The following is a 24,325-nucleotide window of genomic DNA, read 5'->3' as shown; positions in this document are numbered from 1 at the left end:
TCGGCGACCAGCGTCTTCGGGCGCTGGTGCTGCCCTTGGTGGCGCGATAGGGTCGCGCCATGACCAACCGTTCCCCTGTTACATTTTCGGACGATCAGGCCGAAGCCCACGACCGCGTGGCCGAGATGCTGCGCCTGTCCGGTGTGAACCTTGATGATTCGCTGTTGACCCCTGTTGCTGATGGCAAGTCGCAGGTGATGGCGGTGATCGGCAAGGCGGGATCGGGCAAAACCCTTCTGCTGGCCGAGTTATATCGCGCATTGGAAGATGCGGGCGTCGACGTGATTTCGGGCGATTATGAAGGCAAACGGCGCAAGGAACGCCGGACGCTTGCCATTCTGGCGCCGACCAACAAAGCAGCCAGCGTGTTGCGTAATCGCGGCGTGCCCGCGACGACCATTCACCGTATCCTCTATACGCCTGTCTATGATCCCGAATACGAAAAGATTGCAGAGTGGCTGGCCGGAAATGGCGACCGGCCCGAGATAGAAGGCCTGACAGACGAGGCTTTGGAACGGGCCTATACGTTTTATCAAACACAGAAGTCCATTCCCGGTGCCTTGGCAGCGGCTGGGCTGCGAGGATCTGACTTCATAACTGGGTGGAAACGGCGCGATGATCCGCTGGACATCGGTTTCGTCGACGAAAGCTCGATGCTGGATGAAAAGCAGTTCAATGACCTGTGCGAGATTTTCCCGACGCTGGTCCTGTTCGGAGACCCCGCTCAGCTTGCCCCGGTTGGACAGTCCGGGAAGATGGTGTTTGAGGGCATCAAGGGGCCACGTAAACAGGTCCTGCATCGCATTCACCGGCAGGAAGACGATAACCCCATTTTGGATTTGGCACATGCTTTGGCGGATGACAGCCTTGATTTCGATGGCTTCGAACGGATGATCCATCAGGCAGCTGCGCAAGATGATCGCGTCGTCGTCTCGCCGCGTGCCAATGCGGATCTCATGGCACGCTCGCCGGTATTGGTGTGGCGCAACAAAACACGGGTGCGGCTGATTCAGGCGTTCCGATCCGCCTTCCACGCGCCCGAGATCGAGCTTCTGCCGGGCGAACCCCTGATCTGTGACGGGATTGAGCTGCCTTTGAAGCACCGAAAAAAGCGTATTGATCTTGAGGCGCGCGGCCTGATCAAGGGTGCACAATGCGTTTATCTGGGGCCGGGGAAGCGGCCCGGATTCTCGCGTTTGCATGTGCTTGGGGCAGAAGATCCCCAAGTGTCAGCGGCATCCATTGTAAAGATCGAAAAACCGGACGAGGAAGAGCCGTTCATCCCTTTCGCGGCCCGAATGGGGGCAGCCTTCCTGCATGGGGCGGCAGTGACAATTCACAAGGCGCAGGGCTCGCAATGGCCCGAAGTACAGGTGTTCGCCCCTGACATCGCCGCCGCTGCGTGGGCAGGGCGTTCAGAGGCCGGTTTGCCGCTGTGGAAGCGACTGGCCTATGTGGCGATCACCCGGGCAGAAACGCGGCTTCATTGGGTGACGCGCTATGCCATGGCGCGCCCGCAAGGGGGCTTGTCAACAGCAGACCTGCCAGCCAAGCCCGCGGCCCTAACGCTTGAAGCGCAAGGAGGCGCTGATGCCTAGCATCCTGATCACCGGGGCCAGCGCTGGCATTGGTCGTGCCGTGGCCGAGTTGTTTCTGGCGAAGGGGTGGACCGTCGGTCTGTTGGCCCGGCGCAAAAAGGTTCTAGAGGACGTTGCCGCCGGGAGGGGAAATGCCCATGTTCTGGTGGCCGATGTTTCCGACCCAGAACAGATAGAAGCTGCATTCGCCCAGTTCGTTGAGGTGGTTGGCCGCTTGGACGTGCTGTTCAATAATGCAGGACTGTTTACGCCTGCGGCCACGATAGACAACGTGTCGGTCGAGGATTGGGCACATGCTGTGTCCGTCAATCTGTCCGGCATGTTCCTGAGCGCACGCGCTGCCTTTGCCCAGATGCGGGCACAATCCCCGCAAGGGGGACGTATCATCAATAACGGTTCTATCAGCGCTCATGTCCCGCGAGAGGGGGCTGTGACCTATACGGTGACGAAACATGGGATTACGGGGCTGACACGACAGCTTAGCCTTGATGGGCGCCCATTCGACATCGCCTGTGGGCAGATTGATGTTGGAAATGCCCGTACAGATCTGCTGCAAGGGATCATTGACGCCGCTGTCGACAGCGGACATGCGCCACCCCCGTCGATGGATGTGGATGAGGTCGCGCGCTCGGTCTGGCACATGGCCACGTTACCACCCGAGGCGAATGTACAGTTCATGACGGTAATGGCGACCAAAATGCCCTATATTGGGCGCGGTTAGAGTAAGGGCGTTCGGTGGCTCACTTCGTGAGCCTAAAAGGGGCTTCGCCCCTCTGCGCTTTGCGCATTCACCCCAAGATATTTAGAACAAGAAAATGCGAATGGCGATTTTACTTTTTGGACATATCTCCGCTGGAGGCATGATATCCGCCGCGCATCGCGCGGCCATACCCAAGCCCGTCGGCCAATGGACGTAAGGGCGCGGGAGTGGTGCGAAATTATCAGGTACGTAGGATCATGCGGAAGGCAGCAGATGCACCCCAGCCCGCAGCAATCGCGATGACCAAAGACAGAAGGCCATAGATCAGCGGTTTCTCATGCGCCAAATTGAAGATCCAGCGTTCCAAGCCGACCTTTTGGACATTAATCACCGTTTCATATTCGGATGTAACGTCACCCCCGCGCGTCAACAGGATACGGGTGCGATAGTCGCCTTCCGTCAGGTTCGCTGGCAGGGCCACACGGGTTTCAAACAGCGTGTCTTCAGTCAGCTTGACGGTCTTTTCCAAGCGTTTGTAGAGGCCAGATTTCTCGCGAATTCGGATCAAGGCATCCGTGAATTCTCGGGGGTCGTCGATGTTGAACGGGTTATCCGAAATCTGGATTGAGCGCTCAACTGAGATCAGGTGCCGAAAGTCTTCGAGCGTGGAAATGCTCTGATCCAGCGAGGCCGATGATGCGACGGCATAAAAGCTGGGCGCGGCAGCCAATTCCATTGCGTCGGTGTTTACCCAGATTCCAAAGCGTTTGTCTTTTTTTCGCACGGTTATAGGTGCACTGGGGCCTTCTACGACAACGACGACCTCAAGCGGCAAATCTAGGGGCGGCGGGCTGTCGCGTTTCACAGCGCCGAAGATCAGGATCTCGGACCCAACGAAGGTTGCGGTGATGGAAACACGGTTTTGGCTTAGGCCTGCCACGATTTCTTCCGCACGAGCGGGCAGGGAGGTCAGCAGGATCACTGTCAGGATGGTTAGGAAACGCAGCATCAGTGGCCCCCCGCCGCGCCAATTTCAAACAGTTCGGCTGGTTGGATCAATAAATCCAGCCCCAGTTTGCCGCAGACCACCAGAACCATAAGTGCAAGTAGGACGCGCAGCTGTTCGGCCTTCAATCGCACGCCGATGCGCGCGCCGATCTGAGCGCCGATCACGCCCCCGATCAGTAGCAAAACCGCCAGCCCCATATCCACGGTGAAGTTCGTGGTGGCGTGTAGAAGTGTGGTGAATGCCGTGACGAAGATGATCTGGAACAGCGACGTTCCAACGACGACTTTCGTCGGCATTCCAAGCAGATAGATCATGGCCGGCACCATGATGAAACCTCCGCCCACACCCATGATCGCGGCCAGAATACCGACCAGAACCCCGACCAGGATTGGCGGAATGACCGAGATATACAGACCCGACGTGCGGAACTTCATCTTGAAGGGCAGGTTGTGCACCCATGTGTGCTTGCGCCGCTTTGGCACGCTGTTGCCACCGCGTGATTTCATCAATGCACGCAAGCTTTCGACGAACATCAATGACCCGATGATGCCCAAAAACAGAACATATGAAAGCTTCACCAGCAGGTCGACCTGACCAATGGCTTTCAGTGCGTTGAACAGCTGCACACCCAGTGCGGCACCAATTAGGCCGCCCACCAGCAAAACGCCCCCCATTCGAAGGTCCACCGTCTTTCGCTTGAGGTGCGCCAAAACGCCCGAGAAAGAGCTTGCAACAATCTGGTTTGCTTCGGTCGCCACAGCGACGGCGGGCGGAATGCCGATGAAGAACAGCAGGGGCGTCATCAAAAAGCCGCCCCCAACGCCAAACATGCCCGACAAAATGCCGACAATACCCCCAAGCCCTAGCAGAAGGAACGCATTCACGGACACTTCGGCAATCGGCAGGTAAATCTGCATGTGGAGGCTACTCTGATCTTAGGGTTTGACTGTTGGCACATTAATTGCGCGAATTGCGCCGCTTAGTCACGCGTTAAGTAGCTACGAACCAGTTTTTCCAGCTTTTCGGCGCCAAGTGGTGCCATTTTTTTAGTGTGCTCGTGGCTGATCACCTCGTCGGACAGTCCTTGGGCCATGTTGGTGATGGTCGAGAAGCCCGCAACGCGCAATCCAAGGAAGCGTGCCAGAATCACTTCGGGCACCGTCGACATGCCAACGGCGTCCGCGCCCAGCGTATGGATGGCTCGGATTTCAGCAGGTGTTTCGAAGGATGGCCCTGAATACCAAGCGTATGTGCCTTGTTGCAGGGCGATGCCCTCGGCCTGCCCGATGCTTTGGAATTGGGCTGTCATTTCGGCGTCATAGGCCCCGCCCATGGGCACGAAACGCGCGTCGGTTTTCTCGCCGATCAGCGGGTTCAGACCCGAGAAGTTGATGTGATCGGTGATCTGCATCAGATCGCCCGGCGGGATGTCCGCGCGCATGGACCCTGCCGCGTTGGTTAGGATCAGGCGGTCCGCACCAAGTTCACGCAAAACTTCCAGCGGCAGGCGCATCGCGTCCGAGCGGCCGTTTTCATAGTAATGCTCGCGTCCGCCGAAGACGGCTACACGGGTGGTGCCCAAGGTGCCAATCGCGAGGTTCGGGTTGTGGCCCGAGACACCCGCATGCGGAAAGCCATCCAACTGGTCATAGGGGATGGAAACGCCATCCACGGCCTCGGCCAGATGGCCAAGGCCGGATCCCAGGACAAGCCCGACAGAAACCGGATCAGACCCGGCCAATGCACGGATCTGATCTGCGAGTGCCTTAGCGTTCTTTGACATAGGGCTGTCCCCCGGCTTTCGGAGCGACCGACGAACCGACAAAACCTGCAAGGATCACCACGGTCAGGATGTAGGGCAGGGCCTGCATGAACTGAACCGGGATGACGATGCCGCCAAGGTCGATGTTCTGATAGCGGTTGGCGATGGCCTCAAGAAGGCCAAACAGGAAGGTTGCCCCTAGCGCGGTAACCGGTCGCCACTTTGCAAAGATCAGCGCCGCCAGGGCGATATAGCCACGCCCTGCTGACATCTCCTTGATGAATCCAGCGCCAAGGCCGGTGGCCAGATAGACGCCTGACAGGCCGCAGAGAATCCCTGCAATCAGCATTGCCGCATAACGCAGCTTGATCACCGACACGCCCGCTGTATCGACAGCGGCCGGGTTTTCGCCCACGGCTCGCAGGCGCAGGCCAAAACGGGTGCGGAACAGCACGAACCATGACAGCGGCACCATCAAAAGCGCCACATAGACCAGGACCGTGTGACCCGAGATGAACTCGGAATAGACTTGCTGGATCGGATTGGCTTGCTCGATCAGGATGCGCAGGGGAACGCCTGCAGCCTCGGCATCTGATTTGCCAAGTGCGAAAGGCAGTTCGATTGGCAGAAAGCGACCGCCGCCCATCAAGGGCGGGGTACGACCACCTTGGCCAAACCACGCCTGCGCTGCCAGAACGGTGATGCCCGAGGCAAGGAAGTTCAGCGCAACGCCAGAAATCAACTGGTTGCCTCGGAAGGTGATCGAAGCCATGCCGTGAACTGCTGAGAAACTTATCGACGCGAAGACACCACACAATAGACCCAGCCAGACCGAGCCTGTGACAAAAGCAATCGCCGCTGACATGAAGGCGGATGCAAGGATCTTGCCTTCAAGCCCGATGTCAAAGATCCCGGCGCGTTCCGAGAACAGGCCAGCCAGGCAAGCGAATAAAAGGGGCGTAGCAAGGCGCAGAGCCGAATCGGCAATTTGGATGATCGTCAGGAAATCCATCTTAGGCGTCCTTTCGTTTGGCGGCGGCAATGAACATGCGTTCAACAGGCATGCGCACCATATTGTCCAAAGCGCCCGTGAACAGGATCACCAACCCTTGGATAACCACGATCAGTTCGCGCGGGATTTTTGACCAAAGCGACAATTCGCTGCCACCTTGATACAGGAACCCGAACAAAAGTGCCGCCAGCAGCACTCCGAACGGGTGGTTGCGGCCCATCAGAGCGACGGCGATGCCGATAAAACCAGCGCCCTCAACAGCATTCAGGATCAGCCGTTCGTGCTGCCCCATCGTGGCGTTGATTGCCATCAGACCAGAAATCGCACCCGACAGCATCATCGCGATGATGATGATTTTGGTGGGCGAGATACCCGCATAGACCGACGCCGTGGGGCTTTCGCCAAAGGCCCGGATTTCGTACCCCAGACGCGAACGGTTCATCAACAGATAGACCACGACGCACATGGCAAGCGCGATAAACAGCGATACGTTTGCGGGTGCCGATTTCGAAAAGCTGATGCCTAGCGGGGCCAGAACCTCGTGCAAGGTGGGCAGGTTCGTTACATCCGGGAACGAGGCCGAGGCGCTTTCCTGCGCGCTTTTCAGCTTCAGAGGCCCGATCAGAAGATAGCCCATCAACGCTGTTGCGATGAAGTTGAACATGATCGTGGTGATCACGACGTGGCTGCCGCGCTTGGCTTGCAGATAGGCCGGGATCAGCGCCCAGCCTGCGCCGAAAATGGCACCTGCAATCATCGCGAATACCAAAGCGATGGTCCAATGTGGCATCAGAACAGCCGGGATGAACAAGCAGGCAATGCCCACGCCCAAGCCGCCAATCATCGCCTGACCTTCGCCACCGATGTTAAACATCGCGGCTTTAAAGGCGATGGACACGGCCAGCCCGGTGAAGATGAAGTTGGTGGTATAATAGAGCGTATAGCCCCAGCCATAGGTCGATCCGAACGCGCCGTCGATCATGGTCATGAGCGCTTTGAACGGGTTTTCGCCAATGGCGAAGATCACCAAGCCGGACAAAACAAAGGCGATCAACAGATTCAGGAAGGGAATCAGGGCGATATCTGCCCATTTCGGCATCTTATCCATTAGCGGTCTCCTTCGCCGGTGACACCGGCCATCAGAAGGCCAAGCTCTCGTTCATCGGTCTGGTCGGGCAGGTGTTCGCCCATGATATGTCCGTCAAACATCACAGCAATCCGGTCGGAAAGCGACAGGATCTCTTCCAGCTCGACCGAGACCAGAAGCACGGCCTTGCCTTGATCACGCAATCCGATGATCTGTTTGTGAATAAACTCGATCGCGCCGATGTCGACGCCGCGTGTTGGCTGGCCGACCAAAAGCAGATCGGGATTGCGTTCGATTTCACGTGCGACAACAATTTTTTGCTGGTTCCCGCCCGAGAAGTTCTTGGCGGCAAGGCCCGGCAGGGGCGGGCGGACGTCGAAACGGTCCATCTTGTCCTGCGCGATTTCGACCATCTTCTTGTTGTCCATCAAAAGGGCATTCTTCTGATACTCTTCTGAATGGTGATAGCCGAAGGCCACGTTCTGCCAAGCCGGGAAATTCATGATCAACCCGTGTTCCTGCCGATCTTCGGGCACGTGGGCGATCCCACGTTCACGGCGCGAGCGTCCATCCGAATACTTGCCGGTCAGGTCAATCGGGTCGCCATTCACGCGGATTTCACCGGTCGCAGAGGCATAGCCGCCCAGAACTTCCATCAGCTCGGACTGGCCATTGCCGGACACGCCTGCAATCCCCAGGATTTCGCCCGCGCGAACATTCAGATTGATGCCTTTCAGGCGCTCGACTCCATGGTCATCGACCATATGCAGGTCTTTGATATCCAGCACCTTTTCGCCCGGTTGGGCGGGCACTTTGTCGACGCGAAGCAGCACTTTTCGCCCGACCATCAGCTCGGCCAGTTCTTCTGGATTGGTGTCTTTGGTTTTGACGGTCGCGGTCATTTCGCCGCGACGCATCACGGACACCGTGTTTGTGATCTCCATGATCTCGCGCAGCTTGTGCGTGATCAGGATGATGGTTTTTCCCTGATCGCGCAGCCCGTTCAGAATGCGGAACAGGTGATCGGCTTCGGCCGGTGTCAGCACACCGGTCGGTTCGTCCAAAATCAGAATATCGGCTTCGCGATACAGCGCCTTGAGGATCTCGACACGTTGTTGACTGCCCACACCCAGATTTTCAATCAGGGCCTCGGGATCAACGTGGAGTTCGTACTCATCCGCCAGTGCTTTCAGAGATTTTCGCGCCTTGGCCAGCGACGGACGCAGCATCGCGCCGTCTTCGACTCCAAGGATTACATTCTCAAGCACCGAGAAGTTTTCGACCAGTTTGAAGTGCTGGAACACCATCCCGATGCCAGCGCGAATGGCGGCCTGACTGTCCGGGATTTGGGTTTCCTTTCCGTGAATGAAGATCTGGCCCTCATCCGCTTTATAGAACCCATACAGAATGGACATCAGCGTGGATTTTCCCGCACCGTTTTCGCCGATGATCCCGTGGATCGTCCCCGGCTGTACGGAAATCGAGATGTCCTTGTTCGCCTGCACCGGGCCAAAAGCCTTCGAGATGCCGCGAAGCTCGATTGCGGGGGCAACAGTCGCCTGTTGCCCCTCGGTTTTTGCACCTACCATGGTCGGATCAGAAGTCCAGAACCGGGCAGCTATCGTCGGACATATAGTCGTGTACGACCAGTTCGCCCGAGATGATCTTGGCAGCAGCTGCGTCCACAGTTGCTTTCATTTCATCCGAAACCAAAGCCGCGTTGTGTTCGTCCAGCGCATAGCCAACACCTTCGGCAGCCAGGTTCATGACCTGTACGCCAGGCTTGATGTCTGCGCCCATTTTCATGGCTTCATAGACAGCCACGTCCACGCGTTTCAGCATCGAGGTCAGGACTTTGCCCGACTGGAGGTGGTTCTGGTTCGAGTCCACGCCGATCGACAGGATACCTTCATCAGCCGCAGTTTGCAGAACGCCCAGACCGGTGCCGCCAGCAGCAGCATATACGATGTCAGCGCCTTGGCTGATTTGTGCTTTGGTCAGCTCGCCACCTTTTACCGGGTCATTCCAAGCTGCAGGCGTGGTGCCGGTCATGTTGGCAATCACGGTTGCATCTGGGTTTACGGCCTTCACGCCTTCTGCGTAACCACAGGCGAATTTACGGATCAGCGGGATGTCCATGCCGCCAATGAAGCCAACAGTCCCCGATTTCGAGGCGGTCGCAGCCATCATGCCGACCAGATACGAACCTTCATGCTCCGAGAATGCAACGTTCAGAACGTTCGGTGCATCCGACCAGCCGTCGATGGTGACGAAGGTTGTGTCCGGGTAATCGGGAGCCACTTCCGAGATCGGGGTCGACATGGCGAAGCCCATGGTGATCACGGGGTTGGCGCCGGTTTCAGCAAAACGGCGCAGGGCTTGTTCACGCTGTGCTTCCGACTGCAGTTCGACCTCAAGATACGAACCACCGGTTTCCTTGGCCCATTTTTCGGCGCCATTGAAGCCAGCTTCGTTGAAGGATTTGTCAAATTTACCGCCCAAGTCAAAAATGATTGCGGGTTCGGCCAGTGCGGCACCTGCAGTCAGGGCCAGCGACGCGGCGGCGCCCAGAAAGCTTTTCATCAGGGTCATTGTGTATCTCCCGGTTGTTGTTGTGGGGCTGCACAGACCGAATGTCCGCCGATTCCCCAATAGTCTGCGAGCAGATCGCTGCACAGGATCATCCGGTATTTTCATCCGAGAGCAAGAGGGGATGCTGAAAATTGTTCGCCGCAATGCCGCGAAACCTAGGGGAAATCAGGTGGTTCACCTTAGGTAAGGTGCCTTTCCATCAAGACTGCATCGCAGGTCGTACCATCTGGACGGGTATAATACGCATGCCGGGACCCGCACGCGATCCAGCCCGCGCGACGATACAGCGCAAGGGCCGAGAAATTGTCAGTTGCGACTTCAAGGAGCGCCCGCGTGGCCCCGCGCTGGAATGCGATGCGTTCGAAATCGGCCAAAAGGGTTGCTCCGAATCCCTGTCCTTGTGCGGCAGGTGAAACGGCAATGGTCAGCAACTCGGCCTCGTCCACGATGACACGCCCCATAACGAAGCCATCCGGAATGGTGGCGGTGAAAACATGTGGCGAGGTTAAGAGCCCTGCAATTTCCTTGGCGCTCCATCCACGCGCGGTGCTGAACGCGGCCATGTGGATATCGGAAAGGGTCTGAGGGTCAGGGTGCGTCATTGTCGTTTTAGGGCAGGATAACCGGTGCCGGATCGCGCGGCGGGGCAGCGTCTGCTGTGCGGATATACAGCGGTGCTGGGCGATCAAGCGTATCGCCTGACTGCATGCGTTCGGCCGCGATCCTTGCAATGGCGGGGGCAGGGCTGTGGTCCAAGTTCGGGCCAATACGCGCACCGGACAAGGCGTCGATCTCGTCAGCCGAGATTAAATCGGGTGCGCCATTGCCTTCCGCGCTGAAACTTTGCGCATAGAGGTGGTCGCGCCGCGCGTCGATCAAGGACCAAACCGGGCGGGGCGCGTCAACAACCTGCGCTTCAAGAGATGACACACCAATCGCTGGGATGCCCAGTGACAGCGCCAGCCCGCGCGCCGCCGAAACCGCGATGCGGATGCCGGTAAAATTCCCGGGACCAATTCCGACGCCAAGTGCTGCAAGGTCAGCCCAAGCCATGTTGGCCTCTGCCTGGACCTCTTCCAGCAACGGAAACAACCGTTCGGCTTGCCCCTTTGCCATGTGTTCATGTCGCTCGGCGACAATCTGATCCCCGCACAGCAAAGCGGCCGCGCAATGCGCGGCCGATGTGTCAAATGCCAAGATCACTGGATCAGGCTGCAACAGGGCGTACCTCGATCACTTCGGGGATATAGTGTTTCAACAGGTTCTCGATCCCCATCTTCAATGTCAGGGTCGAGGACGGGCAGCCCGCGCAGGCGCCTTGCATGTGCAGATAGACGATGCCGCGGTCAAATCCGTGGAAGGTGATGTCGCCACCATCCTGTGCCACGGCTGGGCGCACACGTGTGTCCAGGAGCTCTTTGATTTGCTCAACGATCTCGCCGTCTTCGCCTGTATGTTCTGCATGCCCTGACGCCGCGGCTTCGCCCGCCATAACCTGCTGGCCTGACTGGAAATGCTCCATGATCGCGCCAAGAATGGCGGGTTTCACGTGGTCCCATTCGACCGCATCATCCTTGGTTACCGTCACGAAGTCTGCGCCGAAGAACACGCCGGTTACGCCGCTGACCTTGAAGATACGCGACGCCAAAGGCGATGCCTCGGCTGCGTCAGCTGTTGGGAAGTCAGCGGTTCCGGCGCCAAGAACATCCTGTCCGGGCAGGAACTTCAGCGTTGCGGGGTTCGGAGTGGATTCGGTCTGAATGAACATGGGGAACACCTTATTTGTCAGGTTTGATATGGGCCTCGGCCCGCGCCCTGTCAAGCAGATCGGGTTGCGTCAGGTGATCGCTTCAAGACGTTCTTTGGTCATCGTGCCGGGCACAATGGTGATCGGGATTGGCAAATCGGCGGCGGCGCGGGTCATCTGGGTCACCAAGGGGCCGGGCCCTTTTTTGCCTTCGCCGGCCCCCAGAACCAGCACGCCCACATCGGGATTTTCGCGTACATGCGCCAAAATTTCCGGTACGGCTTCACCTTCACGGATGACCAATTCGGGTTCAACATCCTGTCGGTCACGCATCCATTTGGCAAAGACTTCGTAATGGACGGTAATGCGTTCACGCTCTTCCTCGCGCATCAGCTCGCCCACACCGATCCAGTGATTGAATTCATCTGGTGGGATGATCGACAGAACTGTGACGCCCCCACCCGTATGGGCCGCACGCATGGCTGCGAACCGCATCGCGTTCAGGCATTCGCGGCTGTCATCCAGAATAACGAGAAACTTGCGCATAGATGTCCTCCGAAACGGGGTCACTGTGCCCGAGCGACCGGGGAGTGTCTATCGTTTTTCACGTCCCGCCGCGTTAAGCGTCGCTGGACAGGGCCCAATCCCAATAGAGTTCGCGGACACGTTGGGTCACGGGGCCTATGTTATAGTTCGTGTCGTCAAAGGCGCTGACCGGGGTGACTTTGGACATGTTGCCCGAGGTGAACACCTCGTCCGCATTGTGGAAATCATCATAGCCTAAAACGGTTTCATGCACAGTATATCCATCCGCACGCAGGTTTTTGATGTGGCGTGCACGGGTGATTCCAGCCAGAAAACAGCCATTGGCGATTGGGGTGAAAATCTCGCCGTCCTTAACCATGAAGACATTCGCGGTTGCGGTCTCGGCCACATTGCCAAGCGCGTCCAAAGACAACGCATTGTCAAACCCTTTCGCGCGGGCTTCCAGCAGCATCCGGGCGTTGTTTGGATAGAGGCACCCTGCCTTCGCGTTCACGATGGCACTGTCCAGCGTAGGGCGGCGAAAGCGGGTTGCGGTCAGGCGGGATGATACCTGTGCCGGAGCCATCGGAATTTGTTCAAGCGAGATGGCAAAGCCCGTGCTGTTTTCTTTTGGCGCAACCCCCATGTGACCGCCGTCCAAAGCCCAATACATCGGGCGAATATAAACGGCTGCGTCATGCGGAAACAGTGCCAGACCTTCTTGGACGATCTCGATCATTTGTGCCGTGGTCACGGTGGGGGTGATCATCAGCGCTTCGGCGGACCGATTGGTACGGGCGCAATGCGCTTCAAGATCCGGGTGGACGCCTTCAAAGAACCGCGCGCCATCGAACACGTTTGTCCCCAGCCACGATCCATGGTCCGCGGCCTTCATCACAGCCAGATCTTCGTTGTGCCATGTTCCATTGAAATATGTGCGGATATTGGTGCCGATCGCCATCATGACCTCCTGCGATTTTCGCGAAGGCTATCAGTGAATTCAGATCGTTCCAAGAGCAACAAAGGCGAAAACGCTCTGACGGCAGGGGGATGCCGTCAGAGCGTAAAATGCGTGCGACAGGACCAGACGGGCACGCAAGGTGCCCAAGAATTTGCCGGGCGGGCATCCGGCGTTTGGAATCGGGCACGGGTGTATTGTGCGGTGTGAACACAAAACTTTTGTGACAGTCCAGCGGATGCCTCAGCGGATGCCTCAGCGGATGCCGATGTCAGCCAGGGCCGAGGCGAGCTTGGCTGGAAGCGGGTCTTGGTTGGGGTCGGTGCCTTCTTTCAAGTCCCGCGGCGCGTCTTCGGGGGAGAGGTAACGCCACCCCTGAAAGGCCCGGCGTGGCTGGCTTTCGGTGCGAACCACCTGCGGATCAAGGACAAGCGCGCAACGACGAATACCATCCTGACCAATCACTTCGTCCAGATGTAGAATGCGCTGCCGTGCAAGGATCAGCCCTTTGAATACCCAATACAGCGAGCCGCCATCCAACAACTCGGCTTCGCGTTTGGGCCACATGCGGGTGACGTGGCGCGGATTGGGCAGTCCGGTTAGTCCGCGCCGCATATTCTGCCAGGCAGTAAGGTCCTCGACCTTCTCGGCTCCGACGCATAGCTTTACCAGATTTACGTGGTTTCCCAATCTCACCGTCCAGATCTTGAGTGTCAGAGTGCTAATCTTACGCCTGGCATTCAGGATTCGCAAATGACACTATCGCGGTTTACAACGTTCGAAGATCTTAAGCACGGCATTGACCCAATCGGGCTGTTTTCGTATGCTCAAAGCCCCCCAAAGACAGACAGGATTTACCGTATGAGCCGTTTCGCCGCCCCTATCGCCGAACAGATTTGGGATATGAAATATCGCCTTAAATCCGCTAACGGAACGCCAATCGATCAGACGGTTGACGACACATGGAGGCGGGTCGCCCGTGCGCTGTCCGTCTCAGAGCCGACGCAGGAAGAGCGGTTCTACGGCGCATTGGAAGACTTCAAATTCTTGCCTGCGGGGCGAATCACTGCAGGTGCGGGAACCGGTCGGGCGGTTACGCTTTTCAACTGCTTCGTCATGGGTACGATCCCTGACAGCATGTCAGGCATTTTTGATATGTTGAAAGAAGCAGCGCTGACGATGCAGCAGGGCGGGGGGATCGGGTATGACTTCTCGACCATTCGTCCCAAAGGGGCGGATGTGACCGGTGTCGCGGCAGATGCTTCGGGGCCTTTGTCGTTTATGGATGTGTGGGATTCCATGTGCCGTACCATAATGTCGGCAGGGTCGCGCCGTGGCGCGATGATGGCCACGATGCGTTGTGATCACCCGGATATTCAAGATTTCATCACCGCCAAATCGGACGCCGCCCGTCTGCGCATGTTCAACATGTCGGTTCTGGTCACGGACGCGTTCATGGAAGCCGTAAAGGAAGATGGCAGCTGGGATCTGAAATTCGACGGCAAGATCTATCACACGGTCGAGGCCCGTGATCTTTGGAACAAGATCATGAATGCGACCTATGGCTATGCCGAACCGGGCGTGATCTTCATCGACCGCATCAACCAAATGAACAACCTGAACTATTGCGAGACGATCGCTGCCACCAATCCCTGTGGCGAGCAACCTTTGCCGCCTTATGGCGCGTGCCTGCTGGGGTCGATCAACCTTGCAAAACTGGTCAAGGACCCGTTCGAGGCCAATGCAGAACTTGATGGCGATGCACTGTCCGAACTGGTTACCACAGCTGTCCGCATGATGGACAACGTGGTGGACGAAAGCCGTTTTCCGCTGGAAGCGCAGGCGCAAGAAGCGCAAGCCAAGCGCCGTATCGGGCTTGGTGTGACCGGTCTGGCGGATGCATTGTTGATGCTGGGTCTGCGCTATGGCTCGGACGAGGCCGCGGCCCAGACCGAAGCGTGGATGAAGCAAATCGCCCGTGCGTCCTATCTGGCGTCAGTCGAGCTTGCTAAGGAAAAAGGGCCGTTCCCGCTGTTTGACGCGGACAAGTATCTGGCCTCGGGGTCGTTGCAGCATATGGATGACGATGTGCGGGACGCGATCCGCGAGCATGGCATTCGCAACGCGCTTCTGACCTCGATCGCACCGACCGGCACGATCAGTCTTTATGCCGGTAACGTATCCTCGGGGATCGAGCCGGTCTTCGCCTATGCCTATACCCGTAAGGTGCTTCAGCCCGATGGCACCCGCACCGAAGAAGAGGTCGTGGATTACGCCGTGCAGCTGTGGCGCGATAAGTTCGGCGACAAAGAGCTGCCGGACTATTTCGTCAATGCTCAGACGTTGGCCCCGATGGATCACGTCAAGATGCAGGCCGCAGCGCAGAAATGGATCGACAGCTCGATTTCGAAGACCATCAACTGCCCCGAAGACATCAGCTTTGACGACTTCAAGGACGTGTATATGGAAGCGTGGGAAACTGGCTGTAAAGGCTGCACCACCTATCGCCCGAACGATGTGACCGGATCGGTTCTGTCGGTTTCCGAAAGCAGCGAAAAGACGCCCGAAGCCGACACTGGCGCGGATGTCGTCTATATCTCGGAGCCGCTGGATCGTCCGCAGTCTTTGGAAGGGCATACCTATAAGGTTAAATGGCCTGACAGCGAGCATGCGATCTATATCACCGTGAATGATTTGATCATCAACGGTAACCGCCGCCCGTTCGAAGTGTTTATCAACTCGAAGAATATGGAGCACTTTGCCTGGACAGTGGCCCTGACGCGCATGATCTCGGCCGTGTTCCGCCGTGGAGGCGATGTTAGCTTTGTCGTGGAAGAGCTGAAAGCCGTGTTCGACCCGCGTGGTGGGGCGTGGATGGACGGGAAGTACATACCCTCTATTCTGGCGGCGATCGGATCAGTGATCGAACGCCACATGATTGTAACCGGCTTCATTGAAGGTGAAGGCATGGGCCTGAAGTCGGACCCGCAAGCTGAGGTGGTAAACCTTGGCGAAGCGCCACGCGGCAAAGCTTGCCCGAGTTGCGGCCAATACGACATGCGTATGGTCGAGGGCTGTATGACGTGCGGTTCTTGTGGCTATTCGAAATGCGGGTGACCGTCTAGCACGGTACACTTGTGGCGTTTCACGCGACATGACCTAAACGTTTCAAAAGGTCATTTTGTCCCTCAAATGTAGAAAACGGCCTCGGATCCAATCCGAGGCCGTTTGATTTCGGGCTGTAGCTAGCAAACTTAAATTGTGCTGGACTGAAGGTCATACGAGCTCAACCGGGGGGGGAGCGGTTATTCACTATGCCTTGATCAAATGGCAGCTACTTGCAGATGTTGTTGAGAGATTCAAAAATTCTGTGCCCCCGAATTTCCGCTAACTGGAGCGCATCAGAAAGACTGGTCATGGTTGCCTCAACATATCAGAAGCCCCCCCCACACGGTCACATCCGTGTTTTGGCTGACCTCTTGGCCAATTCTGCAACTGGCCTTCTATGAGCGAAGTTCTCGTCGACTTTCGGCTAAATTGGAGTTTTTCAACATCATCTGCAGATAGCGGACTTCGCAATGCTGCCTGGACAGTGGATTCCTTCCACCAGCCCGGCATCAAAGAGATGAAACACGAAGCACCAATCACCAAAAGTAACCAAGGGCAATTTATGGATGCCTTTCAATCATTTTTTAGATGCGCCGGAGCGACACTATCTCTATGGTTGTGGGTATTTACGAGGACTTTCAATTGAACGAAGAAATCCAACTAATTGAACGAATAGCGGCTACCGCTCAAACGTGTATTCAGCACCACCCTGTTGTCGTTCTAGGCAGCGGAGCGTCAATTGTGCATGGTTTGAGAAGTATGGGTGATTTGGCCCAGTATCTCCAAGATCACATCCAACTTGACGAGGGTGAGGAAACAGATTCTTGGCTGCTAATTAGAACTGCGTTGGCGGGAGGTGATGGCCTCGAAGAAGCTTTGTTGAAAACTGCTGCACCGGCAAGCCTCGTTGAGAAGATTGTCGCCCTTACTTGGCGTGCCATTGCGGAGGATGACCTTGCTTTGATGGCGCGAGCAGCGCGTGGTCGGGAACATTTTAGCCTGTCTGATCTACTTCAGGGAATGTTTAAAAGTACTCACATGGTCACAAATATTGTTACTCCAAACTATGACCGTGTGGTGGAGTATGCTTGTGACATAGCGGGATACTTTCACGCTGCAGGTTTTGAACCGGGCATCATTCGAAACCGCGAGGGCGGCGACCCTGTATCAATTCGTCGTGGGGCTTACGCTGCAAGAACGGTCCGAATTTGGAAGGTCCATGGTTCGCTTGATTGGTTTGCAGACAATTCGGGTCGTGTAGTCTCTTTACCAATTTCGGAACGGCTACCAGAAGACTTAGAGCCACTAATCGTAACGCCCGGCGTCAGCAAATATGAGCGAACGCACGATGAACCTTTTCGGTCTGCTATCCAGGGAGCAGATAGAGCATTAGCTCAAGCGGCATCCTTTCTCTGTGTTGGTTACGGTTTTCGTGACCAGCATATTCAGCCGAAAATCGTCGAAAAGTGCAGGCAGCGTAATGTTCCTATTGTGATTTTGGCACGCACACTCACGGAGGAAGCGAAAAGGTTTCTCGCTGAAAGCGCAGGGCAAGCATATATGGCGCTAGAAAGGGATGGCGAAGGAACACGTGTTTTTTTACCGGATTATCCCGAAGGGGTGAGCATCGCGCAACCTGACCTCTGGTCGTTTGATAATTTTAATAAGATGGCTTTGTGAATTTTAGATGGCAATTTTTGATTACGATGATGGTGAAGCTTTAGGGAAGATTATCGCTGTTGATACCGCGGTAGTCGTAGTTAGAGTTGATGAGCTTGAGCGCCTTAAGCGAGTGCAGGTCAATCGATTGGTTGCGCTTCAAAGTAGCAAAGCAGGTCAACACTTGGTTGGCGTGGTGTCAAGGATCACACGTAAAGCGCCCGAAGCCTCGCCAGAGGATTCAAAGGACAACGCAGACGAAATCATCGACTTACCTGAGAACAACTTGGTACGAGTTTCGCTGATTGGCACCTTGATCGATAAGCAAGGATTGCTGGAAAATGTCTTCCGAAGAACACTTGAAACTGTGCCTGAAATTGATGCGAACTGTTTTGCGTTAGAAGGCAAGCGCCTAACAGATTTTATGCAGGTCATTTCCAATGTAACGGGTGACGGACCGCAGCTTGAGCTTGGGAAATATACCCTGGACGAGGGAGCGACTGCGTTTCTCAACGGAAACCGTCTATTTCAACGTCATGCCGTTATTGTTGGCAGTACCGGCTCTGGCAAATCGTACACCACGGCCCGCATGCTGGACCAGGTGGCGGCGCTAAATCAGGCCAATGCCATTTTATTCGACATTCATGGCGAATACAGCACGTTGGATGGCGAAGAGTTTCGACACTTGCGTGTTGCCGGGCCGGGAGACCTTGAGCAGGATCAAGGGCTCGATGACGGTGTTCTCTATCTACCCTATTGGCTTCTCGGGTATGAAGCCATGGTTTCTCTCTTTGTCGATCGCTCCGATCAGAATGCACCCAACCAAGCAATGGTGATGGCCAACAGCATTACGGACTCAAAACGTAAATACCTCTCCGATGGAGGTCAGAGAGATGTTTTAGCCAATTTTACAGTAGATAGCCCCGTTCCGTTTCCGCTAGGCGAAGTTCTTGACCGCCTAAAGTTCCTTGATACCGAACGGGTGGAAGGCGCTAAGGCGAACACAACAAAAGCTGGTGATTTTAATGGTAAATTGAGCCGCTTAATTGCCCGTTTTGAAGCAAAACACTTAGATCGCCGGCTTGGTTTTCTCTTTCAACCTCACGCAGAATGCATGGATATGGATTGGCTGCCGAAATTGGCGCACTTATTAACCGCAAGCCGAGGGTCGCAGGCTGACAAGCGTGGCGGCATCAAGATTATTGATTTTTCGGAAGTTCCGTCTGACATCCTGCCGTTGATGGTAAGCCTTCTTGCACGATTGGTTTTCAACATTACTCAATGGACACCCGTAGAAAAGCGCCATCCCGTGGCGCTGTTCTGCGATGAAGCGCACTTGTACATTCCGGAGCGGGCAGGACGCGACGGTGTTGACGATATCTCTGTAGGAATCTTTGAACGCCTTGCCAAAGAAGGCCGGAAGTACGGAGTTGGGCTTGTTGTCATTAGTCAACGTCCATCGGAGGTGAACAGGACGGTGTTGAGTCAATGCAATAACGTGATCGCTATGCGTTTGGCGAATGGGGATGATCAGAGTGTGATCAGAAGGCTTCTACCCGATAGCCTCGGAGGATTTGGCGACCTCTTACCGGTTCTAGATGTTGGGGAAGCTTTGGTGGTTGGTGATGCGAGCCTTTTACCCACTAGAGTCCGCGTTGGAGCGCCGAGATACAAACCAAACAGTGCGACGATCGATTTCTGGGATCGTTGGGCAGGCGAAGTACCAGAATCTGATATTTCGGGGGCTGTATTGTCTTGGAGACGCCAAAGCGCGAGGTAAACAAAATCTGAAATTGTTTTGACTAACACCTAAACCGAATGGCCGGATTCCATCCGACGCCCGGAAAGCCAATGTCCGCTTATGGGCTGCAGCTGCCTTCGCAAGTTAAGTTGTCTAGCCTCATTTTGTCGAACTAAGTCAACATGCTGTGTCACTCTGGCGAAGCGGGCTAGAATTTATATTTGCTACTTACAGGCTTGAACGCGTATGAGCGCCACCTCTCTTAAATCTGCCCTCAATGATCTGCCCGCAACGGGACGAGACGGCTTTGAGGGGCTCCTTGCTCTCGTGCTTGCCCGAGTATCAGGGAACCCGATGCGTCTAGCAGCAAGCGGCTTTCAGTTTGGGGTTGATGGGCAAGGTGAAAACCCTGCTAATCCTGTTTGCTTTGAAGCAAAAAGATACTCGTCGAAGCTTACTCGCGAGGCGGTGCTCACTAAGATAGCTGATCTCGGCCGTCGCAAATCCGAAGCCGAAATCCTCTGGGTTCTTGGAGCAACAGTGGCGGTGCCAAACCAGCTTGCGCAAGATCTGTCCACTGATGGTGAAAACCAGGGCATTGCAACGTTAGTCTTGGACTGGAATGATCAGGAACTGCCCGCGCTTGGCATTGTCTTGGCCAACGCCGGAGACGACATCGCGGCGTGGATCGCCAGTAGAACACAAGCCTCGGTGACCGAAACGGAAATTGAAGGTGCGCTAATTTCCCTAAAGAATAGTGAAGTTGCGAAACTTCGCTGGAAATCTCTGCAATCCGAGTTTAGCGCCAAAGAGATCTCCGGCAGGCAGGCAATTGAGGCCAACAAGAAATGGTTGCGGGCAACTCTCTCATCCGCGGCGAAAGCTCGCTATCGCCTTGGGCAACCAACTGCGCCTCTAAATCCTGACACACCGAACTTAAGGCGTGAGGCTCATTTACAAGCGATCGTAGAAGGACATTGCAAGGAAACGACCTGTCTCGTTCTTGGTGCGGAGGGAGTTGGAAAAAGCTGGGTTGCTGCAGAAGCTGCAGTTCAGTTTCCGGGGCTTACGGTTGCGCTAAGCGCCGAAGCACTAGAAGGCGTCAATCCTGCAGGCTTTGAAAACCTTCTCGTTGAGGCTTTTGCCCAACAAACAGAAAACGCTCCGGGTAGCGCAGAACGGTGGCGACGCAGGTTTCTTGCTTGGGAAACGGTGCCTCCAAGTGAGGGCTTCATGGTCGTGGTAGATGGCATCAACCAAAGGCCAGATCTTGCATGGGATAAAATTCTCAACGCGCTTGAAGCCCTGATCGAGATGCGCGGCGGTAGGCTGCTCATCACAAGCCGTCCGCAGTATTACCAGCGTAATGTCCTTAGAGGTTTCAATCGCAAGCAGAGAGTGATCGTTGCAGACTGGAAGTCTAGTGAGAGAGATGAAATCCTCGGGTTAGCTGGGATTGTTTCAAACGTACTCGATCAAACGACCCTGAATAGTCTACTCAATCCGCGGCTTCTGGGGATTGCGATTGAGGTACTCCCGATAGATGAGCCGCTTGCCTGGTCAGGCCTTACGACTGAAAGCCTTCTGTTCGAGCATATCAACAGAATGCAAAGTGACGGCTTTGAAGACCAGTCTCCAAACGAACTTATCAAGGCGTTGAGTGATCGTGCTGGAAACGTCCTCGACGCGTTGAGAGTCGGTGAAACACTATCTTCAGAGCTGGTGTTTGAGGACAGCCTATTGGCTGTAAAAGAGACGCGTTTCTTCCAGTCGAGACAGAGACCAAGCGGCGGATACGTCATCAAGCAGGAAGGCCTCTCTCTTGCCCTAGGCTTCGCGGTAGTAGACCGTATTCTTGGGTCTTCCGGCGATAGCACGCAATTTGATCCTAGAGCGCGGGAACTGATCGAACCCATATCGGCACTCGATCAGACAAGCCGCGTCGTTCTCGCCGCGATGCATGTTTGCGCCTGTGATCCCGAAAGGGAAGCCCCAGAACTCTTCAAAGTTCTCGTCAGCATCTTCTGTGAACTGCAAAATCTCGAGGAAAGGGCGTATCCGCAGTTCTTTGATGTTGTGCGCAGAAACCCGGAAGCGACACTGAACGCCGCTAAGGAGAAACTCCTCGAATGGCGAAGCCCAATCAACGAAAAATGGTTGGTCGCATCTGTGAAGCAAATGATGGAACACACGCACACCAAACCTTCTGTGCAGGACGCAATCGAGAGCTGGCTAAGGCACGTCAACACTGATGCTTTTGACCAGCAATCAAAGTATGGTCGCCTCGACGATAAGGATCAGGAACGAGCTGAGAGGCGTCAAGCTGAGATTGATGAAGCAATCGCAGCATTTTCAGATTACGAGCGGCAGCTTTTCGCACAATGCCATGTCACGACAGGAGATACAGACTCGCTCCTGACCCAATCGTTCGAGCTACTTGCAGGCGAGCCGCTTGCGCCCTGGGCATCAAGCTTTGCAGCCTTTGGGCTTGGCGTTCATCTCGATCACAGCATCCACCAAGCTTCCAAAGCGTTTTTCCAGCTCACCCAGTTAAATCGCGTTGATCCAATCCAGGCGGCAGAAGCGTATGCAGGCCAAGCAATGCCGTTAAGTGACCCAGATGTATCGAGGGCCGGAAAGTGGTGTCTGGTTAAACTCCTCTATGCTTCAGGGCGCGAAAAAGACGCAAAAGGCGCATTAAAAATAGGGAAGAAGCTGCGCGAAACGCAAAATGTGCCAGAACTCTCTTTCTCACGGCTTGAGCAGCTCTGTGCCAACGATCCATGTGACCCCTATTCTACTCTCCCTAGCAATGTCGGGGACACGATAGAGGACTTCGCCACTCTGGATGTCAGCCCAATCATGACGACCATGGGTAGGACCTCGGAAGATCTGAACTATGGAGAGCGGTTGTGCGCAGTTTGTCGATTTGGCCCCAAAACGGCCATCACCAAAGCGTCAGAACTCTGCCGTGAGATCCTAACCCGCGAAGGCCTACCCCTCAGACAGTTTGCTCTCTGCGGAACAACACTCACCCCACTTCTCGGGAGAGAAGCTGCGCTTCATCTATCGAAACGCCTTCAATCGAATAAGGACCTGAAAACGCTCCCTGAAAACGAGCTCAAAATCATCAAATGCTACATGACGAACTTTGCTCTGCCATTCCTGACTGGCGAAGAGCAGCTTGAGTTGCTGACTTGCGAGGCTCTGGCGGGAAATTACTCGCTCGACGCGATTCCCAGTCTCAAGAAGCCAAACGAAGAAGCGGTTTTGGACTGCTTGGAACAATGTGCGCGTAGTGGGCTAAACGAAGCTGCTTTTAGTGCGTTGTCACTTGTCGCTCACACATATGAAGCCCTCAGCCCCGCACTGGAAAACACCGTTGCGGGCTTCATGGATAATGACCTCTCGCTAGTACGAAGCGCAGTCTTTGAAATAGCTCTTGCTACCGACAATGAGCGCCTGAGGACTGCTCACCTGGCAGGGGATTGGAAAGCCTCTGAAGCTCTTACAAATGCAAGCTATGAGAACACATACGGTTCGGCATTGTTGATCGACGCTGTTGTCTCGCGCGCATGCGAATTTGAATCCATCTTACCGCGCATCTCCTATGAGAGCTGGGCGTTGGCGCAGCGCAGGATCGGTGGTGAGGTCACAGGTGCAATCGTCGAGCTACTCGATCAGAGGCTGAGAAAGGCAACCGCCCTGTCATCGCAGCTTGATTCACCGGAGATCGCAGTCACAATGGCACCGCATGACCACGTCTTGCACAACTTCCGTTCGATTGAAGACAGGCCGCTCCAGGTCGAAGCGAACAGCCAGTCCTTGTTTGGCGATGTTGAAAGCGATGAGGACTTCCAGTCACGCCAGCAACGCAACCACCGTCTCTTTGGTGAACTGGAAGAAGCGATGGCGGACAAGGATATCTTGGTCATTGCGCAGCAAATCGACTTTGAGGCCTTTCAAGGCATCCTAAAGAGCAACACAAATCTGGGGGGCGAATGGCTCGATCTACTTCTCGGCTTGCCCAGTGGCCAATTGCGCTGGTTCAAAGATTTCGCCCTGGTAGTTGCGGCAAATATGATGAAGTCCGATGAAGCCAAGGCTATGAGCCTGCTTGAAACGGCAATCGCTAGCGAGGCCTTTGTTCGCCGCATGTACCCCGATGCGCTTTCTCTAGAACATAAAGCTATTTGGGCTTGCCCCCGTACCGCTGTTTCGGAAGTTCTGTGGAAAAAGCGGTTCGAAGGGTGTGTTACCGATGATATGCTTGCGCTTGAAGTTTTGGCCGCAGAACGATTTGGCGCGAAAGAGTTCGTCCGCGACTACGCATCGGAACTCACCTCTTCCGAACGGCCCATAGACAAAGCCCTCGCCATCACGATCGCCGGGTTCTCGATGCAGTATAAACACTTCCAGCCGTTACTAAACGAAATCGAACCAACCGCGGGTTTCATCGGGGCAGCATCAAAAGCTGCCAGGATTGCACATGAGAAAGCACTTTGGGCGCAACATTGGGTTGATCAAATGTGGGCGGCACAGACCCCAGAGCAGTTCTGGATCAAACTAGTCCTTGCGGCAAAGATCATGGACGCCCGATTGGACTATGATGCAGGAATTTACCAGTGCGCGAACAAGTGGGGTAAATTCGCGAGCATGTTCACCAGAGAGCGCAAAGACCGCATCAAAAAATGGAAACGTCACAGGGAAAAGAAGCTCTACGGTAGCGACAGGCCAGCTCCGGTTTTTCTTACCTGACAAACTTCGGACTTGACCTGACGGACACCTCAGCTACCGATGCTGAGAATGAGTGGCTGGCTGTCCGAA

Annotated in this window: 19 protein-coding genes; 6 read left to right on the top strand and 13 right to left on the bottom strand. The window is 55.5% G+C overall.

Going from position 1 to position 24,325, the window contains the following annotated elements; translation table 11 throughout:
- Nucleotides 1–59 precede the first annotated feature (59 nt).
- Together FIL88_RS14270 and FIL88_RS14265 are read left to right on the top strand one after the other, a co-directional pair.
- Nucleotides 60–1,598 (top strand): ATP-dependent DNA helicase, encoded by a 1,539-nt coding sequence (locus FIL88_RS14270; protein ID WP_142854555.1) that lies wholly within the window; start codon nt 60–62, stop codon nt 1,596–1,598.
- Nucleotides 1,591–2,319: an SDR family oxidoreductase gene (locus FIL88_RS14265; RefSeq protein WP_185960965.1), complete on the top strand. Its 729-nt coding sequence runs from the start codon at nt 1,591–1,593 to the stop codon at nt 2,317–2,319. Before FIL88_RS14270 ends, FIL88_RS14265 begins: the two co-directional genes overlap by 8 nt.
- 220 nt (nt 2,320–2,539) lie before the next feature.
- Here FIL88_RS14265 and FIL88_RS14260 read toward each other — a convergent pair whose 3' ends face one another.
- The 13 genes from FIL88_RS14260 to FIL88_RS14200 form a co-directional block, all read right to left on the bottom strand.
- On the bottom strand, nt 2,540–3,307 hold the full coding sequence (locus FIL88_RS14260) for a TIGR02186 family protein (RefSeq protein ID WP_142854554.1): 768 nt from the start codon (nt 3,305–3,307) through the stop codon (nt 2,540–2,542).
- Entirely contained in the window at nt 3,307–4,224 is a 918-nt protein-coding gene (locus FIL88_RS14255; RefSeq protein ID WP_142854553.1) for a sulfite exporter TauE/SafE family protein, read from the bottom strand. Before FIL88_RS14255 ends, FIL88_RS14260 begins: the two co-directional genes overlap by 1 nt.
- A 62-nt stretch (nt 4,225–4,286) precedes the next feature.
- Nucleotides 4,287–5,090 (bottom strand): purine-nucleoside phosphorylase, encoded by an 804-nt coding sequence (locus FIL88_RS14250; RefSeq protein WP_142854552.1) that lies wholly within the window; start codon nt 5,088–5,090, stop codon nt 4,287–4,289.
- Nucleotides 5,074–6,081, bottom strand: coding sequence for an ABC transporter permease (locus FIL88_RS14245; protein ID WP_142854551.1), 1,008 nt, complete (start codon nt 6,079–6,081; stop codon nt 5,074–5,076). Before FIL88_RS14245 ends, FIL88_RS14250 begins: the two co-directional genes overlap by 17 nt.
- Before the next feature lies 1 nt (nt 6,082).
- Nucleotides 6,083–7,189, bottom strand: coding sequence for an ABC transporter permease (locus FIL88_RS14240; RefSeq protein WP_142854550.1), 1,107 nt, complete (start codon nt 7,187–7,189; stop codon nt 6,083–6,085).
- Nucleotides 7,189–8,757 carry an ABC transporter ATP-binding protein gene (locus FIL88_RS14235; RefSeq protein ID WP_142854549.1) on the bottom strand — a complete coding sequence of 523 codons (1,569 nt, stop codon included), beginning with the start codon at nt 8,755–8,757 and terminating at the stop codon, nt 7,189–7,191. The genes FIL88_RS14240 and FIL88_RS14235 overlap by 1 nt, the downstream gene beginning before the upstream one ends.
- Before the next feature lie 7 nt (nt 8,758–8,764).
- A complete protein-coding gene (locus FIL88_RS14230) occupies nt 8,765–9,760 on the bottom strand; it encodes a BMP family lipoprotein (RefSeq protein WP_142854548.1) in 996 nt (331 codons plus the stop codon).
- Nucleotides 9,761–9,939: 179 nt separating this feature from the next.
- Complete coding sequence (locus FIL88_RS14225; protein WP_142854547.1) at nt 9,940–10,362, bottom strand: GNAT family N-acetyltransferase; 423 nt, start codon at nt 10,360–10,362, stop codon at nt 9,940–9,942.
- 7 nt (nt 10,363–10,369) lie between these two features.
- Complete coding sequence (gene tsaB, locus FIL88_RS14220) at nt 10,370–10,978, bottom strand: tRNA (adenosine(37)-N6)-threonylcarbamoyltransferase complex dimerization subunit type 1 TsaB (protein WP_142854546.1); 609 nt, start codon at nt 10,976–10,978, stop codon at nt 10,370–10,372.
- A complete protein-coding gene (locus FIL88_RS14215) occupies nt 10,968–11,528 on the bottom strand; it encodes a NifU family protein (protein WP_142854545.1) in 561 nt (186 codons plus the stop codon). Before FIL88_RS14215 ends, tsaB begins: the two co-directional genes overlap by 11 nt.
- A 69-nt stretch (nt 11,529–11,597) precedes the next feature.
- Nucleotides 11,598–12,053: a universal stress protein gene (locus tag FIL88_RS14210; RefSeq protein WP_142854544.1), complete on the bottom strand. Its 456-nt coding sequence runs from the start codon at nt 12,051–12,053 to the stop codon at nt 11,598–11,600.
- A gap of 73 nt (nt 12,054–12,126) precedes the next feature.
- Nucleotides 12,127–12,993 (bottom strand): branched-chain amino acid aminotransferase, encoded by an 867-nt coding sequence (locus tag FIL88_RS14205; RefSeq protein ID WP_142854543.1) that lies wholly within the window; start codon nt 12,991–12,993, stop codon nt 12,127–12,129.
- Between the two features lie 252 nt (nt 12,994–13,245).
- Nucleotides 13,246–13,680 (bottom strand): DUF1489 family protein, encoded by a 435-nt coding sequence (locus FIL88_RS14200; RefSeq protein WP_142854542.1) that lies wholly within the window; start codon nt 13,678–13,680, stop codon nt 13,246–13,248.
- A 171-nt stretch (nt 13,681–13,851) separates the two neighbouring features.
- Between FIL88_RS14200 and FIL88_RS14195 the strand changes: the two genes are divergently transcribed.
- The 4 genes from FIL88_RS14195 to FIL88_RS14180 all read left to right on the top strand — a co-directional run bounded on the left by FIL88_RS14195 (nt 13,852) and on the right by FIL88_RS14180 (nt 24,256).
- Nucleotides 13,852–16,107 carry an adenosylcobalamin-dependent ribonucleoside-diphosphate reductase gene (locus FIL88_RS14195; RefSeq protein ID WP_142854541.1) on the top strand — a complete coding sequence of 752 codons (2,256 nt, stop codon included), beginning with the start codon at nt 13,852–13,854 and terminating at the stop codon, nt 16,105–16,107.
- A gap of 633 nt (nt 16,108–16,740) precedes the next feature.
- Nucleotides 16,741–17,778 (top strand): SIR2 family protein, encoded by a 1,038-nt coding sequence (locus FIL88_RS14190; RefSeq protein WP_185960964.1) that lies wholly within the window; start codon nt 16,741–16,743, stop codon nt 17,776–17,778.
- A 7-nt stretch (nt 17,779–17,785) separates the two neighbouring features.
- Nucleotides 17,786–19,537, top strand: coding sequence for an ATP-binding protein (locus FIL88_RS14185; protein WP_142854539.1), 1,752 nt, complete (start codon nt 17,786–17,788; stop codon nt 19,535–19,537).
- 207 nt (nt 19,538–19,744) lie between these two features.
- Nucleotides 19,745–24,256 carry an NACHT domain-containing protein gene (locus FIL88_RS14180; RefSeq protein ID WP_142854538.1) on the top strand — a complete coding sequence of 1,504 codons (4,512 nt, stop codon included), beginning with the start codon at nt 19,745–19,747 and terminating at the stop codon, nt 24,254–24,256.
- Nucleotides 24,257–24,325 lie beyond the last annotated feature (69 nt).

The sequence above is a fragment of the Aliiroseovarius halocynthiae genome (genome assembly GCF_007004645.1).
Taxonomy (GTDB): Bacteria; Pseudomonadota; Alphaproteobacteria; order Rhodobacterales; family Rhodobacteraceae; genus Aliiroseovarius; species Aliiroseovarius halocynthiae.
The sequence above is the reverse complement of the archived record's forward strand: the minus strand, read 5'-3'. Positions and strand labels throughout refer to the sequence as shown.

Bases quoted from the DNA above. Each gene is read 5' to 3' on its own strand.
- FIL88_RS14210 (WP_142854544.1), bottom strand. From the start codon at position 12,053: ATGCGCAAGTTTCTCGTTATTCTGGATGACAGCCGCGAATGCCTGAAC.
- FIL88_RS14245 (WP_142854551.1), bottom strand. From the start codon at position 6,081: ATGGATTTCCTGACGATCATCCAAATTGCCGATTCGGCTCTGCGCCTT.
- FIL88_RS14270 (WP_142854555.1), top strand. From the start codon at position 60: ATGACCAACCGTTCCCCTGTTACATTTTCGGACGATCAGGCCGAAGCC.
- FIL88_RS14230 (WP_142854548.1), bottom strand. From the start codon at position 9,760: ATGACCCTGATGAAAAGCTTTCTGGGCGCCGCCGCGTCGCTGGCCCTG.
- FIL88_RS14260 (WP_142854554.1), bottom strand. From the start codon at position 3,307: ATGCTGCGTTTCCTAACCATCCTGACAGTGATCCTGCTGACCTCCCTG.
- FIL88_RS14255 (WP_142854553.1), bottom strand. From the start codon at position 4,224: ATGCAGATTTACCTGCCGATTGCCGAAGTGTCCGTGAATGCGTTCCTT.
- FIL88_RS14205 (WP_142854543.1), bottom strand. From the start codon at position 12,993: ATGGCGATCGGCACCAATATCCGCACATATTTCAATGGAACATGGCAC.
- FIL88_RS14250 (WP_142854552.1), bottom strand. From the start codon at position 5,090: ATGTCAAAGAACGCTAAGGCACTCGCAGATCAGATCCGTGCATTGGCC.
- FIL88_RS14235 (WP_142854549.1), bottom strand. From the start codon at position 8,757: ATGGTAGGTGCAAAAACCGAGGGGCAACAGGCGACTGTTGCCCCCGCA.
- FIL88_RS14240 (WP_142854550.1), bottom strand. From the start codon at position 7,189: ATGGATAAGATGCCGAAATGGGCAGATATCGCCCTGATTCCCTTCCTG.
- FIL88_RS14195 (WP_142854541.1), top strand. From the start codon at position 13,852: ATGAGCCGTTTCGCCGCCCCTATCGCCGAACAGATTTGGGATATGAAA.
- FIL88_RS14185 (WP_142854539.1), top strand. From the start codon at position 17,786: ATGGCAATTTTTGATTACGATGATGGTGAAGCTTTAGGGAAGATTATC.
- FIL88_RS14180 (WP_142854538.1), top strand. From the start codon at position 19,745: ATGAGCGCCACCTCTCTTAAATCTGCCCTCAATGATCTGCCCGCAACG.
- FIL88_RS14225 (WP_142854547.1), bottom strand. From the start codon at position 10,362: ATGACGCACCCTGACCCTCAGACCCTTTCCGATATCCACATGGCCGCG.
- FIL88_RS14265 (WP_185960965.1), top strand. From the start codon at position 1,591: ATGCCTAGCATCCTGATCACCGGGGCCAGCGCTGGCATTGGTCGTGCC.
- FIL88_RS14215 (WP_142854545.1), bottom strand. From the start codon at position 11,528: ATGTTCATTCAGACCGAATCCACTCCGAACCCCGCAACGCTGAAGTTC.